Raw genomic sequence first — 15,711 nt, forward strand, 5'->3', positions numbered from 1 at the left:
CGTGATATAACAAAAACGATATTCTAACCCATAGGCCGCTAAGGCTCATAACCCTATTCGACAGCAGTTTTGATGACTTCACCCGCTACACATTCCTATATTTCACCCGCCCATATTTTAAGGGTTGCGCTAGATGTGCCGTTAGACAGGCTATTCGATTATCTGGATGGCGGTTTTTCCGTGGACATTGGCCAGCGTGTGGTGGTGCCGTTTGGGCCACGCAAGCAAGTCGGCGTGGTGGTTGCCAAGTCAAATACGAGCGATTTTCCGATTGAGAAACTCAAACCTATTATTTCGGCTTTTTCTGACGAAACCCCGTTGGATTATGAAACCTTCGCTTTACTGAAGTTTTGCGCTGACTACTACCAATATCCTTATGGGCAGGCGCTGCTTTCAGCCTTGCCAGTGCGGCTGCGGCAAACCAAACCTGCGGTATCGCGTAAGCAATATCTCTATTCACTGACCGATGCAGGAAAAGTGCAAACTATTGATAACCTGCCTGCGCGTAAATTACTGCAACGACGTGTTTTTTCTGCCTTGCCTGAGCATGGTGCACTCGACGAAATAGCTTTAAGTGAAGTCTCCGCGGGATGGCGAAAACCCTTGCAAGGCTTTATTGAAGCTGGATGGGTGCAAGCGCAGCAAGTATTGGCTGGCATCAAAAAGTCATCATTTTCAGCTGTGCCAGCGCCTGAATTGAATGCAGAACAAACCCAGGCGGTACAAGCGATTACGGCGCAAGTACAAGGCTTCAAACCCTGGCTGTTGCATGGCATTACGGGCAGTGGAAAAACCGAAGTCTATATGCAGATTTTGCAGAGCATATTAGCCAACAATACAGGCCAAGCCTTGGTGCTCGTGCCAGAAATCAACCTGACACCGCAACTGGAATCGCGCTTTCGCAGCCGTCTACCAAATTTCCCACTCGTCAGCCTACACAGCAACCTGAGCGAGAGTGAACGTTTACAAAACTGGCGATTGGCGCAATCTGGTGCTGCGCGTATTGTCATCGGCACGCGACTTTCAGTGTTTGCGCCACTGCCAGATATTCGCGTGATTATTGTGGATGAAGAGCACGACGGCTCTTACAAACAGCAGGATGGCATGCGCTACCATGCACGCGATGTGGCCTTGGTCAGGGCACATCGCCGAAAAATACCCATTATTCTAGGCTCTGCAACGCCCGCGCTGGAAACCTGGCATAACGCACAAACTAATAAGTATGGTCATCTCACGCTCAACGAACGTGCCGTTTCCAAAGCGCAACTGCCGCTGATTCGTTGCATAGATACCACGCGTACAGAAATGCACGATGGTTTATCACCAGCGCTGGTCACTGCCATGAAAGAACGATTAGCGCGCGGCGAACAAAGCCTGCTGTTCATCAACCGCCGCGGCTACTCGCCTGTATTGCTGTGCAGCGCCTGCCACTGGATAGCGCCATGTATGAGATGTAGCAGTAGGTTAGTCGTGCACCTGCGTCAAGGCAGGCTACGTTGTCACCATTGCGGGCACGAGCAAAAAATCGTACGCCAGTGCCCGAGTTGCGGTAATGCTGACCTGCACCCGACAGGTCACGGCACGCAAAGGCTGGAAGAAACACTAGCAAAGCTGATGCCCGAAGCGCGCATTCTGAGGGTGGATAGAGACAGCACACGACGTAAGCATGCGCTCACCGACATGCTGGCTTCTGTGCATGCTGACGAGGTGGATATTCTGGTCGGCACGCAAATGCTGGCCAAAGGCCACGACTTCCCCAACCTCACGCTGGTCGGTGTGATTGATACGGATAGCGCACTGTTTAGCCCTGATTTCCGTGCCGCTGAGCGTCTTTTTGCCCAGCTCATGCAAGTTGCTGGACGCGCTGGACGCGCTGATAAGCCGGGTGAAGTACTGATACAAACCAGCTTTCCCGAACATAATCTTTTCAATGCACTGCGTGAGCAGGATTATGCAGCCTACGCGCAGAGCCTATTGCAAGAACGCGAAATGACGCAATTTCCGCCCTATGCCTACATGGCATTATTACGGGCAGAGGCCAACCAATTTTCGCCTGTTCAACAATTCCTCACCGATGCTAGCGAGCTGGCAAGAACGCTGACTGAAGAAGTGATGATCTATCACCCTTTGCGGCCGCAGATGGAAAAACTGAAAGGCATGGAACGCGGGCAATTGCTCATGCAGGCAACCCAACGCAATGCCATGCAAAACCTGCTGCGACAGTTAGTACCGCAATTGCGGGAACACCCCCTAGCGAACAAAATACGCTGGGCGGTGGATGTCGATCCGCTGGAATTTTAAAGCGAGAATTCTAAGCAAGCCTTAATCCTTTATTTATTCATTCACACCTACACTACTAAGAAACTTATGGCCATTAAAGCAACCGTGTTCAAAGCCAATCTGCAAATCGCAGATATGGAACGCCATTATTACCAGGAGCATGCGCTCACACTCTCGCAACATCCTTCAGAAACTGACGAGCGGATGATGGTGCGTTTGCTTGCGTTTGCCTTACATGCGCATGAATATCTGGAGTTTGGCCAAGGTATGACCGCAGATGATGAAGCGGATCTATGGCAAAAAGACCTCACTGGCGTCATAGAGTTGTGGATTGATGTTGGTCTGCCAGATGAAAAATTGATACGCAAAGCGTGCGGCCGCGCCAACAAAGTGATTGTGTATTGCTATGGCGGCCGTGCTGTAGATATGTGGTTTGCACAGAACAGCAGCCAGTTTGAGCGCTTGAAAAATCTCACTATCATCAATCTGCCACAAGAAAGTACGCGTGCGATGGCCGCACTAGCGCAGAAAAATATGCAGTTGCAGTGCAATATCCAGGAAGGGCAAGTGTGGCTGATGGATGATAAAACCTCGGTCACCATAGACGCTGTCGTGCTAAAAGCGATGTCAGACAAATACTACTAAGCTGCGGCTTTAAAGCAGGCTAAAATGGGTTTTATTGATACACATAGGATAGAGCAATGTGGCTACGTACTGAATGTGATATCACTTTTAATGTCAGCATCCCCACCGCATTTACCTTGATGTTGCGGCCGCGCAGCGGTGTGCATCAATGGGTGGCGCGCGAGTCTTATACGCTAAAACCCAGCGTGCCTGTGGTGGAATATACCGACACTTACGGCAATCTTTGCCAGCGCCTCATCGCGCCTGTGGGCGAGTTTTCCATCAGCACCTCGGCAGATATTCTGACGGCGGATGGCATTGATACCGCGTCTGGCGCACCATTTGAAGATGTGCAGAATCTGCCAGATGCTGTGCTGACATATCTGCTGCCATCACGTTATTGCGAGTCGGATAAATTCATTGATCTTGGGCAAGAAATCGTTGCAGATGTTCTACCTGGCTACGACCAAGTGGCTGCCATTGAGAAATGGATACGCGAGAATATTCGTTTCAACCCTGACTCTGCGCACTTCCAGCTTTCTGCTGTGGAAGTGAACCAACAACGAGAAGGTGTCTGTCGCGAACTTGCGCATTTAGGTATCGCGCTTTGCCGTGGCTTATGCATACCAGCGCGCATGGTCGTTGGCTTCTTGCATGAGCTGCAACCGATGGATTTCCACGCCTGGTTTGAAGCCTATGTGAATGGCAAATGGTATACGTTTGACCCGACCCAGTCCGAACCAAAAGGTGGTCGCGTTACTGTTGCTTATGGCCACGACGCTGCTGATGTCGCCATCTTCAATCAGTTTGGTCCAGCGCTATATCCTGAGCTGATGCAAGTGCGGGTAACTCAGTTGGCAACTGCACCAGCCTGATCTAGCGAATCAAATACCACCGTGAAACGCCTAAGAATCAAGCACCTCACTGAATATTCTTTCCCTGCGGAAGTCACGTTGCAACAGCATTATTTGTTGCTACGCCCGCGCGAAGGGCATGACCTGCGCATTGAATCTTCCATTCTCAACATCACGCCCGCTTATAAAATAAAATGGTATCGCGATGTGTTTGATAACTCGCTGGCGGCTGTCACTTTTCTGCAACCGACGAACAAGCTCACTATCGCCAGCGAAGTAGTGATTCAGCATTATGAAGAAGCACCATTGGACTTCTTGATTGAAGATTACGCTGTAAATTACCCATTCGCTTACCCAGAAGCCGACTGGGCCGATCTCGCGGCTTTTCAGCAACCCGTATTTACTAACGATCAAAACACAGTGAATAATTGGCTGGTACAACTCGGTTTGCGTAACGGTAGCTTGACTACCTTTGCGCTGCTAACAAGCTTGAACCAAGCCATTAACCGCCAGTTTCGCTACCAGATACGGGAAGAAGCGGGCGTACAAACCCCTGCCCAAACCATCAACAATGGCAGCGGCTCTTGTCGCGACTACGCCACCCTATTTATTGAAGCCTGTCGTTGCCTAGGCTTGGCCAGCCGCTTTGTGAGCGGTTATCTGCATGCGCCAGCGACCGAAGCTGGCAACGCCACCACGCACGCCTGGGCAGAAGTTTATTTACCGGGGACAGGTTGGAAAGGTTTTGACCCTACCGCTGGACAAGTCACTGGCATACATCATATTGCCGTCGCCGTTGCCCGCAACCCTGAAGCCGTGCCACCAGTATCTGGGAGTTTTATTGGTCCAGCTGTAATGCCTAAGCTAATAGTGGATGTGCAGGTGAATTTGCTGAACCACTGATTTCAGACAACAAAAAAGCGGCTCATGCCGCTTTTTTGTTAAGTTAAATTGTCTTTTATTTACTTCTCACATTTCTTGGGTTTGGCACTTTCAATTTCTTTTACTACGCCTTTCTTATGCTCTACTTCCGCACAAGACCCGACTACTAGAGGGCCATTATCCAGCTCGATTTTAGTTTTATCCGTCACTTCAACCTGTTGGCCACTGATCGTCCAGATACCCGCATTTTCAACTGGGCGACTTTCTACACGACCGTAAAATTCTTCACTGGCAAACGCAGTACTGCTCAACAGTAATAAGCCTGCGCCTGCAGCGAACGCCTTTAATAGTGATGATGAATGATTCATAGCAATCTCCTTTTCAATTAGAAACTCTAGTCTAAGTACACTATCTATGCGGGTTTATAGGACTGTTGCCAGTCTTGATGTAGGACAAGACCGTTAACAAATCAGTATTTATATATGGTTCAGCAGCACTTTCCACCAAATGCAGTCAACGTTGATATACATCAACATAGTGGCTTGCAGTTCTCTTTAAAGTGGGGTGATGGATTCTTTTAACAGGAGTTAATCATGCCTAAGACTAACGTTTCATCTGATTTTGAAGTGCATTTACACAACAATGAAGTTAACGCTAACCATGGCAATACTGGGTGGAAAGATGGATTGACGCTTGAAATATTCTTAACAGTTTGCCTGATAGCTTTAATGACGTTCATTTTTGTAGCCATTACGTATAGATTGCTTGACTAGTAGAATCTCTTCATTTGATGCATGCTGAGCATTGACCATTCCCAAAAAAGGTCGGAGTGCTATGAACAAAACTGAACCCAGCGATACACACGCATGCTGCAGCGCCCATCCATCAATGGCGACTGCTACAGCCGAGGCCGCATTACTGAAAGACCCAGTATGCGGAATGAAGGTGACTGAACAATCACCGCATGTATTGCAGCATGAGGGCACGTCCGTATATTTCTGTAGCGCTGGCTGTAAAGCAAAGTTCGCGGCCAATCCAACTAAGTACCTTACTCAAGTACCAGCCTCGAGTATCGCCAAACACGAAGGCAACGAGCCAGTAATCGCTGGCACTATCTACACTTGCCCCATGCATCCGGAGATACGAGAGAATAAGCCTGGAGCCTGCCCTAAATGCGGTATGGCACTGGAGCCAGAAATGCCTGCGCTGGATGATGGGGAGAACCCAGAACTGTTGGACTTCAAGCGTAGATTTATCTATACGCTACCTTTGACCCTTATCGTATTTGTCCTCGCAATGGCTGGTCATCAGTTGGAATGGTTCGCCATGGGTACCCAGAGCTGGATTGAGCTTGTGCTTACAACCCCAATTATCTTCTGGGCCGGCTGGCCGTTTTTCGAGAGGGCTGTGCAATCGGTGCGCCATCGTAGCCCCAATATGTGGACACTCATAGGGCTAGGAACCTCTGCCGCCTTTATTTACAGTGTGTTTGCCACAGTCGCTCCCAGCCTGTTCCCTGCGTCATTTATTTCCATGGGGCGGGTATCAGTCTATTTTGAAGCGGCAGCATTCATTATTTCGTTAACGCTACTGGGGCAGATTCTCGAACTAAAAGCCCGTTCGCAAACATCAGCGGCCATCAAGTCATTGCTTGGCCTTGCCCCAAAGACTGCACGCCGCATCAATAGCGATGGCTCTGAAGAAGATATTCCGCTAACCTACGTTCATGTGGGTGATAGCCTGCGTGTGCGCCCTGGAGAAAAGGTGCCTGTGGATGGCGTAGTAATTGAGGGCGGTAGTGCGGTGGATGAATCCATGCTGACTGGCGAACCCCTGCCTGTCACCAAGCGCATAGGTGACAAACTGATAGGCGCGACCCTGAATACCAACGGCGCATTGGTCATGCGTTCCGAGCATGTTGGCTCACAGACCGTATTGGCAAGCATCGTACAAATGGTCGTGCAGGCACAGCGCTCCAAAGCGCCAATGCAGCGCATGGCTGATCAGGTCGCTGGCTACTTCGTTGTCACTGTAGTCAGTATCGCTTTACTGACATTCATCGCCTGGGGGTTATTTGGGCCAGAACCGAGCTGGGTCTATGGTTTGATCAATGCTGTTGCCGTACTCATTATCGCTTGCCCTTGCGCACTGGGCTTGGCAACACCTATGTCCATCATGGTTGCCACGGGCAAAGCAGCGACGCAAGGCATACTATTTCGCGACGCTGCTGCAATTGAGAATTTTCGCAAGGTTGATACATTGATTGTAGATAAGACTGGCACGCTCACAGAAGGCAAGCCGAGATTCGATCGTGCCATAGCAGTTTCAAACAATAGTGAAGAAGATTTATTGCGCCTTGCCGCTAGCCTAGATCAAGGTAGCGAGCATCCATTAGCCGATGCTATTGTCAGTGCGGCACGTGAACGTGGACTTGTGCTTGATAAGGCCGAGGGATTTGAGTCCATCACTGGCATCGGTGTTAGAGGCAGCGTGGGCGTCAAGCAGCTGGCACTCGGCAATACCGCATTAATGACCCAGTTGGGTGTATCCGTCGATGCGCTCAAGTCGCAAGCCGAAGCGCTGCGCACCCAAGGCGCGAGTGTGATGTACCTTGCCGTCAATAGCCAATTGGCTGGCTTGTTGTCAGTATCCGACCCCATCAAGGCTAGCACCTTAGAAGCCCTGGCCAGCCTCAAGGCATCCAACATTCGCGTGATCATGGCGACGGGTGATGGCCTGACCACGGCACAAGCAGTCGCTGCAAAGCTGGGCATCACTGAAGTCTATGGCGAAGTGAAACCCGCCGACAAACTCGCACTAGTAGATAAATTACAAAGTGAAGGCCGTATCGTCGCCATGGCTGGAGACGGCATTAATGATGCGCCTGCGCTAGCCAAAGCAGATGTTGGCGTAGCAATGGGCACTGGCACCGATGTCGCCATGAATAGCGCTGAGGTGACTTTAGTGAAAGGCGATCTGCGGGGCATTGCCCAAGCCAGAATTATTTCTCAGGAAACCATCGCAAATATGAAGCAGAATCTGGGCTTTGCTTTCATCTACAACTCTCTCGGTGTGCCACTGGCTGCTGGCCTTCTATTCCCATTCACGGGGTGGTTGTTATCCCCCATGATCGCCGCTATTGCCATGAGCCTGAGCTCAGTATCTGTTATTTCAAATGCCTTGCGGTTAAGATCATCAAGTTCGAAATAAGCCTTGCTTGCTTATGTGTGATAGCGAACATACATTGCGGCATATAAAGGAGAGTATGTAAGACGCGAAAGATTAATCAGGCCATATTAAGTACGAATACCGTCACTCTATTTTGATGCCAAGATGATACAAGCTCTTAAAAAAACATATAAAAACCATTTTCCAAGTAGCCAGCTAGAAAGTTATGCCCAAGAATTAATCAACTCCTTAACAGATGGCGTTGTTATCCTCGATGAGCTGGGTACAGTCATATGCGTGAATAATGTGTGGAGTTGTTTTGGAAATTCCAATAATGCTGGAATACCCGATAATAAATTTGTAGGGGTTAATTACCTAGCTGTGTGTGATCAAGTACGTGGCTCGGATGCTGAGTATGCGAGCGCAATGGCAGCGGGCATTCGTGCCGTAATGAGTGACAAAACATCAGAGTTTTCGCTTGAATATCCCTGTCATTCCCCTGTTGAAAAGCGCTGGTTTGTTTGCAGGGTGGCCTCGTTCTGCCATGAGAACGCTTTTAGAATTCTCATGACTCATGAAGATGTCACCAAAACCAAGCTAGCTGAAATAGAGCTCAATTTTCAAAACCAGGAAAAAGAAAAACGCGCCTTAGAGTTAATCATTGCTAATAACGAACTTAGCATTGCTGCCACTGCTTTTCAGTCGCAGGGCGGTATATTAGTAACTGATGCCAACAGAGTCATTCTTCGTGTTAATCGTGCTTTTACCACCATCACTGGCTACTCCGAGCAAGAGCTCATTGGTGAAACCTCCCATTTGCTGCGCACAGATTTAGACGACACCACGTTCCATCATGAAATGTGGCAAGTAGTGAATAAAACAGGCGAATGGGCTGGAGAAATATGGAGCCACCGCAAAAATGGTGACATGTACCCTGAGCAAATCACTGTTACCGCGGCAAAAGACGCTAACGGCAAAGTAACAAATTACATCGTCAACTTAACTGATATCACGCTGAGTAAAGCCGCCGCTGAGGAGATTCAGCAACTGGCTTTTTATGACCCCCTGACCAAGTTACCCAACCGACGTTTACTGGTAGACCGCATTAAACATGCGCTAGCAACTAGCGGACGGGCGGGCTGGGTTGGTGCATTATTGTTTATTGATCTGGATCATTTTAAAACCTTAAACGATACCTTGGGGCATGATTCTGGAGACTTGTTACTGCAGCAAGTATCAGCACGATTGATAGATAGCGTGAGGGAATGTGACACTGTTGCGCGTATTGGCGGTGACGAATTTGTTGTATTGATAGAGGGCTTAAGTCAGCATGCCATTGAATCTGCAGCTGAGACTCAAGTGATTGCAGACAAGATACATGCCACGCTTAATGAGCCTTACCAGCTTGGTTTAGACCAATATTACAGTTCGCCGAGTATTGGCGTTACCTTGTTTCAAGACCAGTTATTGGGCATAGAAGAGCTATTGCAGCAGGCTGATATTGCCATGTATCAGGCAAAGAAAGCGGGGCGTAACGATATCCGCTTTTTCGACCAGCAGATGCAGGACACCATCAATGCCAGGGCATCCATGGAAAAGGACTTACATAAAGCGCTAGAGCGTGAGCAATTTCAGCTCTATTACCAAGTTCAGGTCAATAGTAGCAGGCAGGTAGTGGGGGCTGAGGGATTGATACGCTGGGTACATCCAAAGCGCGGTTTAGTGTCACCCTGTGACTTTATTTCTTTAGCAGAAGAGACGGGATTGATCCTGCCTATTGGAGAGTGGGTATTAGATACAGCCTGCGCCCAGCTTAAGGCATGGCAGCAAGATGAAACAACCCATCAACTCACAATCTCAGTCAATGTAAGTACAAAGCAATGTCGTCAATCAGACTTTGTAGCATTGGTAAAAACCTCTGCAAACAAGTTTGATATTAACCCTGCACTGCTCAAGCTTGAGCTGACGGAAAGTATCCTGCTAGAAAATGTAGAAGACATTATTGCCACCATGCAGGAACTAAAAGAAGTCGGCATTCATTTTTCACTAGATGATTTTGGAACAGGGTATTCATCGTTGCAGTACCTCAAACAACTACCCTTACATCAGTTGAAAATTGACCAATCATTTGTACGAAATATCGCAATTGATCATAGTGATCAGGCCATCGTACGGACGATTATTGCCATGGCGAGCAGCCTGGAACTCAATGTCATTGCCGAAGGAGTTGAAACTGAAGAACAGCAAAAATTTCTTCAAAAGAACCACTGTAATCATTATCAAGGTTACTTATTTGGTAAACCGTCACCAATTGACCAGTTTGAGGTTCTGCTTAAATAAGGTATTGAGCAGTATTTATAGCCTGCCAAGCCGAGTAGTCGAGCCACTCAACAACTAATCGCGCCGCTTACTTCTTGTGATATTTAGGGCTGATTGAACGCGCGTGGGGTTTGTAAAAACCTTTCGAATTCAACGGCTGGTATTGGTTTTGAAAATAAATACCCTTGGGCATAGTCACAATTAATTTTCTTGAGCAACTCCTCCTGCTCCTTGGTCTCTACACCTTCTGCGACGACTTTAATGCCTAGCCTATGAGCCATCAGCACAATGGCCTCACAAAGATGCAAATCTCTTGGGTCGAACACTAAATTACGGACGAAGGAAATGTCGATCTTAAGATAATCCACATTGAATTTCTTAAGGTAGGCTAAGGATGAATATCCAGTGCCAAAATCATCTATGGATACTTGAACACCCGAATCTCGAAACGATAGTAGTTTTTCAATGATATTGGCTTCTGTGTTCATCAGCAGCCCTTCAGTGATTTCAATGATGATTCCACTACCAGCTACGTCAGCTTCGCGCAAACAATCCTTCCAATAATCACTGGCTTTATTCTCAGCCCTGAACTCAAGAGGTGACATGTTCACGCTTATTTGGAAGTCTTTCTGAAATGACTCCTTCAGCCTTTTAAGCTGTTGTATGGATTCGACAAAAACAAATTTTCCAATGGCTTGTATGAGCCCAATTTCTTCAGCGATAGGAATGAATTCTGCTGGACTAACAAACCCGCGAATCGGATGCTTCCAGCGTATAAGGGCCTCAGCTTTATGAATGTCACCAGTTTGCAAGTCTATAATGGGCTGGTAATAAACTTCAAACTCCCGGAATTCCAGCGCCTCACGTAAATCTCGCTCCAAGCCTGCACGGAATTGTGTTTGTTTCTGTAATTCGTCAGTAAAAAAGCAATAACACCCTCGCCCTAGATTCTTTGCCGCGTACATCGCTTGGTCTGCACTTCGCATTAAGTCGGTCATGGTTGATGCGTCTTGGGGATATATCGCTATGCCTATAGTTCCTGATACAAAGGACGCATTACCATTAATTATGAAGGGCTCAGAGAGATGATCGATGATGCTTTGTGCTACACGTTTAATATTCGAACTCTCATAACAATCAGTCAGAACCACAGTAAATTCATCACCGCCGATTCGTGCTAGCGTGTCACCAGATTGAATGCACTGCTGAATGCGCCTTGCCGCTTCTATCAGCAATAAATCCCCCATATCGTGCCCTAGGGTATCGTTAACTTCTTTGAAGTGATCCAAGTCGATAAATAGTAAAGCCGCAAGACTTGACTGCTTTTCTGCCTTTTTGAACTCAAAATCTAAACGATCTTGAAAGAGCCTGCGATTAGGCAGTTGAGTCAGTTGGTCATAGTAGGCGTAGGAAAGTATTTCGGTTTCGGCACTTTTTCTTTCGGTGATGTCCATGACTGCACTGATGAAATACAAAGGTTTCTCAAACTGATCTTTTAATAAACAGACTGAAAGAGAGATCCATATAATTTCCTCATTCTTACGCACGTATTGTTTTTCAATTGCGTAATCATCATTTTCAGATATGGAGTGGCTATCAAAATCGGGGACAATAAAATCTTGGACAGAGATTGAATGGCTCGACAGTATTTCTTGGCGTGAACGACCAGTGATTCGGCAAAACTCCTGGTTAACTTGCAGAAACTGCCCATCAACTGATATCTGTGCGATCCCTACCGTTGCATTGTCAAACACAGCATGGAAAAGTGATTCGCTTTCTCTCAATAAGCTTTCTGTCCGCTTTCTTAACTGAATTTCTTCTCTTTGCAATTGGTTTGATATCGAGAGCTCGCGTGTGCGCGATTTCACTTTGGCCACAAGTGAGCGCTGCCAGAGACTTGCAGCAAGCCACGCAATCAACAGCGTGCCTACAAAGATTCCAAAAAACTCAAAGAACCGTGTCCAATGGTCTTCCTGAGAAGGCATGAACCATTTTTCGCGCAACCTTTCGAAAGTGCCATCGGAGATAGTTAGAGACAGGCCTTCGTTTAATTCTGCGAGTAATTCATCGTCTCCTTTATGGACTGCAAAACACAAGTCCTGGAAGTGTTCTATTGGCTGACCAACCGTTTTTAGATTGTTCAAAGCAAGCTTGCTGATTAGATTCTCTGCAACGAGCTTTTGAACAACCATTGCATCGTATTTGCCCTCACTCAGTCCTTTCAAAGCTATTTCAACGGATTTGGTAGTGACAATGTTTGTGCTTAACCTGTGTTCTCTAACGTAGTCTTCAGCACTATCCGATTGCATGACAACAATAGTCTTACCCTCTAGATCAGATAATTGTTTGATCGATTCATCTTCTTTGCGCGTCACGATAGTGCCGTGCAGGCTCATGTATGGAAAAGTAAAATCAAATGTCTTTTGGCGTTCGGTAGTACGCGCCACGACTGGAAGTACCTGAACTCGCCCCTGCTCAAGATCTTCTTTTAATTCAGACCATGCAGAGACTTTAAAATTGACATCACGACCTACATGATGGAGTGCAGCCTGCAGCAACTCCACTGAAAACCCATCAGCCTGATTTTTCTTATCAACTTTTGAGAAGGGTGGGTAATCATACTCACTTGCTGATTGAACAATTTGGGGTGTCTCGGTAGCTGATGTCTGGCTGGCTAAAAGTAGCATCCCCAAAAAAGGAATCAGCAAACGAACAGAGAGTGCGCGAATTGAGCTGGAACTTCTCTGATAAGACTTCACTGCGTTGAATACCAAAATTATTAGTGTCCTAAAATTGCAAATTCATGGATAGAGGGCAGAGGCTTAATTCGTGCAGACTGAAATGTCACATATTCTGATTCATCAAAGAATATAGCAGACTTTAATTGGGCGCTTTGATTGCAATATCACTTATGACAGCTTATGGCAGTTACTCCAGATTGGCTACCAACCCACATCTGATTTTAGTGACTATTGAGTTGAATGCGTTCAAGAGAAACGCTTTGATATTCGTAATAACTATTACTTGTGATATTGAGGGCTTATTGAACGTACCGCTTCAATCATCGCGGCTGCATTTTCTGGTGGCGTAAATTGCGTGATACCGTGCCCCAGATTAAATATATGGCCGTTACCATGGCCATAACTGGCGAGGATGCTGGCAACTTCTTTCTCAATAGCTTCTGGCGTGCTGAGCAGAATGGCTGGGTCCATATTGCCTTGCAGCGCAACTTGGTTGCCTACGCGCTTGCGGGCTTGGCCGATGTCGATGGTCCAATCCAGGCCTAGTGCATCTGCACCAATCTCAGCTTGTGCTTCAAGCCAGAGCGCGCCACCTTTGGTAAATACAATGCGGGGAATCATACTGCGATTAGCTTCGCGCGTGAGGCCATTGACGATTTTTTGCATATAGTTGAGCGAAAACTCGGTATAGCCATTGTGCGAAAGTGCGCCGCCCCAGGAATCAAAAATCATCACGGCTTGGGCGCCAGCAGCGATTTGGGCATTCAGGTATTGGGTAACTGTTTGGGCAGTAATGTCCAGAATACGGTGCAGCAAGTCTGGGCGTGCATAGGCCATTTTCTTGATGGTGAGAAAGTCGGTGCCACCTTTGCCTTCCACCATATAAGTCGCCAGTGTCCACGGGCTGCCAGAGAAGCCGATCAGCGGTACGCGGCCATCTATGGTCTTACGAATCTGGCTGACCGCATCGAATACGTATTGCAGGCTGCTCATCTCGGGGATTGCCAGCTTTAGGATATCAGCCTCATCACGTAGCGTACGCTCAAACTTGGGGCCTTCGCCTTCTTCAAAATACAAGCCCAGACCCATGGCATCTGGCACGGTGAGAATATCTGAGAACAAAATGGCAGCATCTAGCGGATAGCGATCTAGCGGCTGCATGGTGACTTCAGTAGCGAAGTTCGGATTTTTGCACAGGTCAAGAAAACTGCCTGCTGTTTTGCGGCTGGCACGATACTCTGGCAGATAACGGCCTGCCTGACGCATCATCCACACAGGGGTGTAGTCGGTAGGCTGGCGCATCAGCGCTTTTAAAAAAGTATCGTTTTTGAGTTGAGACATGGATTTGGTCTTATAAAAAATTTGGGGATACAAATGTATCCCCATCATTTCAAGCGATTGCGCTAGTTAGCGTGGCAGCGTGGAAGAGCCCATCAGGAATTCATCGACAGCGCGCGCGCATTGGCGGCCTTCACGAATCGCCCAAACAACCAATGACTGGCCACGGCGCATATCGCCTGCAGCAAATACCTTGGCTTTGCTGGTGGTATAGCAGCCTTCGCCATCGGTAGTCGCTTTGGCATTGCCGCGATTGTCTTTTTCTACGCCAAAGGCATCTAGCACTTTTTGCACAGGGCTAACAAAACCCATTGCCAATAAAACTAAATCAGCAGGAATCGTGAATTCAGAGCCTGGGACTTCAATCATCTTGCCGTCTTTCCACTCTACCTTGGCACCTTTCAGCGCGGTGACTTTACCGTTTTCGCCAATCAACTCTTTAGTGGTGATCGACCAATCACGGTTAGCGCCTTCTTCATGCGAACTGGATGTACGCATTTTCAGCGGCCAATTAGGCCAGACTAGGTTTTTATCTTCTTTTTCTGGCGGCTGTGGCATCAGCTCAAATTGAGTGATGGACAGAGCACCATGACGGTTTGAAGTACCTACGCAATCAGAGCCAGTATCACCGCCACCAATAACGACAACATGCTTGTTGGTCGCCATAATTTGGTTTTCTACGCTATCGCCAGCCACTACTTTGTTTTGCGGTGTGAGGAAATCCATAGCGAAATGAACACCATCCAGTTCGCGACCTTTCGCAGGCAAGTCACGTGGATATTCAGCACCGCCAGCAAGAATCACTGCATCGTATTCCAGTACCAAGTCTTCAGCAATCACGTTAACGCCTACATGGTGATCCGTACGGAACTCAACTCCTTCAGCCTTCATCTGTTCCATGCGGCGATCGATATGGCTTTTTTCCATCTTGAAATCAGGAATTCCGTAACGCAACAAACCACCAATGCGGCTTTCTTTTTCTAGCACAACCACGTTATGGCCCGCACGCGCTAATTGCTGTGCGGCGGCCAAACCAGCAGGGCCAGAACCCACAACGGCGACCTTCTTACCTGTTTTCTTCACAGGTGGTTGTGGTATTACCCAGTTGTTTTCCCAAGCTTTATCGATAATCGCATGCTCGATGGATTTGATACCAACCGCATCATTATTGATATTCAGCGTACATGCGGCCTCACAAGGTGCAGGGCAAATACGGCCAGTGAACTCGGGGAAGTTGTTGGTAGAGTGGAGCACATCAATCGCGGCACGCCAATCCTGTTGATACACCAAGTCATTCCAGTCAGGAATGATGTTGTTGATAGGACAGCCAGTGGTACAAAACGGAATGCCGCAGTCCATGCAGCGTGCACCCTGCGCCTTAGCCTGATCATCAGACAGGTGCAATACAAACTCTTTGTAGTTTTTAACGCGGTCCGGAACAGGCAAATTAGCCTCAGACAGACGTTCGTACTCTAAAAACCCTGTTACTTTACCCATGTTTCAAT

Annotated in this window: 11 protein-coding genes; 7 read left to right on the forward strand and 4 right to left on the reverse strand. The window is 47.7% G+C overall.

Going from position 1 to position 15,711, the window contains the following annotated elements; all coding sequences use genetic code 11:
• Positions 1-72 precede the first annotated feature (72 nt).
• From ZMTM_RS13020 to ZMTM_RS13035, 4 genes are all read left to right on the forward strand, one after another.
• Positions 73-2,301, forward strand: a complete 2,229-nt coding sequence (locus tag ZMTM_RS13020; protein WP_221764254.1) for a primosomal protein N' — start codon at positions 73-75, stop codon at positions 2,299-2,301.
• A 66-nt stretch (positions 2,302-2,367) separates the two neighbouring features.
• Positions 2,368-2,925, forward strand: a complete 558-nt coding sequence (locus tag ZMTM_RS13025) for a YaeQ family protein (RefSeq protein WP_221764255.1) — start codon at positions 2,368-2,370, stop codon at positions 2,923-2,925.
• Positions 2,926-2,981: 56 nt separating this feature from the next.
• A complete protein-coding gene (locus tag ZMTM_RS13030; RefSeq protein ID WP_221764256.1) occupies positions 2,982-3,779 on the forward strand; it encodes a transglutaminase domain-containing protein in 798 nt (265 codons plus the stop codon).
• A gap of 21 nt (positions 3,780-3,800) precedes the next feature.
• Positions 3,801-4,661, forward strand: a complete 861-nt coding sequence (locus tag ZMTM_RS13035) for a transglutaminase family protein (RefSeq protein WP_221764257.1) — start codon at positions 3,801-3,803, stop codon at positions 4,659-4,661.
• A 59-nt stretch (positions 4,662-4,720) separates the two neighbouring features.
• Here the strand turns inward: ZMTM_RS13035 and ZMTM_RS13040 are convergent, their stop codons facing one another.
• Positions 4,721-5,008: a DUF5666 domain-containing protein gene (locus tag ZMTM_RS13040; RefSeq protein WP_221764258.1), complete on the reverse strand. Its 288-nt coding sequence runs from the start codon at positions 5,006-5,008 to the stop codon at positions 4,721-4,723.
• Positions 5,009-5,233: 225 nt separating this feature from the next.
• On the opposite strand from ZMTM_RS13040, the gene ZMTM_RS13045 reads away from it, so the two are divergent.
• The 3 genes from ZMTM_RS13045 to ZMTM_RS13055 all read left to right on the forward strand — a co-directional run bounded on the left by ZMTM_RS13045 (position 5,234) and on the right by ZMTM_RS13055 (position 10,148).
• A complete protein-coding gene (locus ZMTM_RS13045; RefSeq protein ID WP_221764259.1) occupies positions 5,234-5,413 on the forward strand; it encodes a hypothetical protein in 180 nt (59 codons plus the stop codon).
• 115 nt (positions 5,414-5,528) lie between these two features.
• Complete coding sequence (locus ZMTM_RS13050; protein WP_221765732.1) at positions 5,529-7,850, forward strand: heavy metal translocating P-type ATPase; 2,322 nt, start codon at positions 5,529-5,531, stop codon at positions 7,848-7,850.
• 339 nt (positions 7,851-8,189) lie between these two features.
• A complete protein-coding gene (locus ZMTM_RS13055; RefSeq protein WP_225907041.1) occupies positions 8,190-10,148 on the forward strand; it encodes a putative bifunctional diguanylate cyclase/phosphodiesterase in 1,959 nt (652 codons plus the stop codon).
• Positions 10,149-10,231: 83 nt separating this feature from the next.
• On the opposite strand, the gene ZMTM_RS13060 is transcribed toward ZMTM_RS13055, so the two are convergent.
• The 3 genes from ZMTM_RS13060 to ZMTM_RS13070 form a co-directional block, all read right to left on the reverse strand.
• A complete protein-coding gene (locus ZMTM_RS13060; RefSeq protein ID WP_221764260.1) occupies positions 10,232-12,901 on the reverse strand; it encodes an EAL domain-containing protein in 2,670 nt (889 codons plus the stop codon).
• Positions 12,902-13,147: 246 nt separating this feature from the next.
• Positions 13,148-14,209 (reverse strand): uroporphyrinogen decarboxylase, encoded by a 1,062-nt coding sequence (hemE, locus tag ZMTM_RS13065; RefSeq protein WP_221764261.1) that lies wholly within the window; start codon positions 14,207-14,209, stop codon positions 13,148-13,150.
• A 66-nt stretch (positions 14,210-14,275) separates the two neighbouring features.
• Positions 14,276-15,703: a glutamate synthase subunit beta gene (locus ZMTM_RS13070; protein WP_221764262.1), complete on the reverse strand. Its 1,428-nt coding sequence runs from the start codon at positions 15,701-15,703 to the stop codon at positions 14,276-14,278.
• Between the last annotated feature and the right edge of the window lie 8 nt (positions 15,704-15,711).

The sequence above is a fragment of the Methyloradius palustris genome (assembly GCF_019703875.1).
GTDB lineage: Bacteria > Pseudomonadota > Gammaproteobacteria > Burkholderiales > Methylophilaceae > Methyloradius > Methyloradius palustris.

Excerpts from the sequence above, each read along its gene's own strand:
- ZMTM_RS13025 (WP_221764255.1), top strand. The coding sequence starts at position 2,368 with ATGGCCATTAAAGCAACCGTGTTCAAAGCCAATCTGCAAATCGCAGAT.
- ZMTM_RS13040 (WP_221764258.1), bottom strand. The coding sequence starts at position 5,008 with ATGAATCATTCATCATCACTATTAAAGGCGTTCGCTGCAGGCGCAGGC.
- ZMTM_RS13045 (WP_221764259.1), top strand. The coding sequence starts at position 5,234 with ATGCCTAAGACTAACGTTTCATCTGATTTTGAAGTGCATTTACACAAC.
- ZMTM_RS13020 (WP_221764254.1), top strand. The coding sequence starts at position 73 with ATGACTTCACCCGCTACACATTCCTATATTTCACCCGCCCATATTTTA.
- ZMTM_RS13030 (WP_221764256.1), top strand. The coding sequence starts at position 2,982 with ATGTGGCTACGTACTGAATGTGATATCACTTTTAATGTCAGCATCCCC.
- ZMTM_RS13050 (WP_221765732.1), top strand. The coding sequence starts at position 5,529 with ATGGCGACTGCTACAGCCGAGGCCGCATTACTGAAAGACCCAGTATGC.
- hemE (WP_221764261.1), bottom strand. The coding sequence starts at position 14,209 with ATGTCTCAACTCAAAAACGATACTTTTTTAAAAGCGCTGATGCGCCAG.
- ZMTM_RS13070 (WP_221764262.1), bottom strand. The coding sequence starts at position 15,703 with ATGGGTAAAGTAACAGGGTTTTTAGAGTACGAACGTCTGTCTGAGGCT.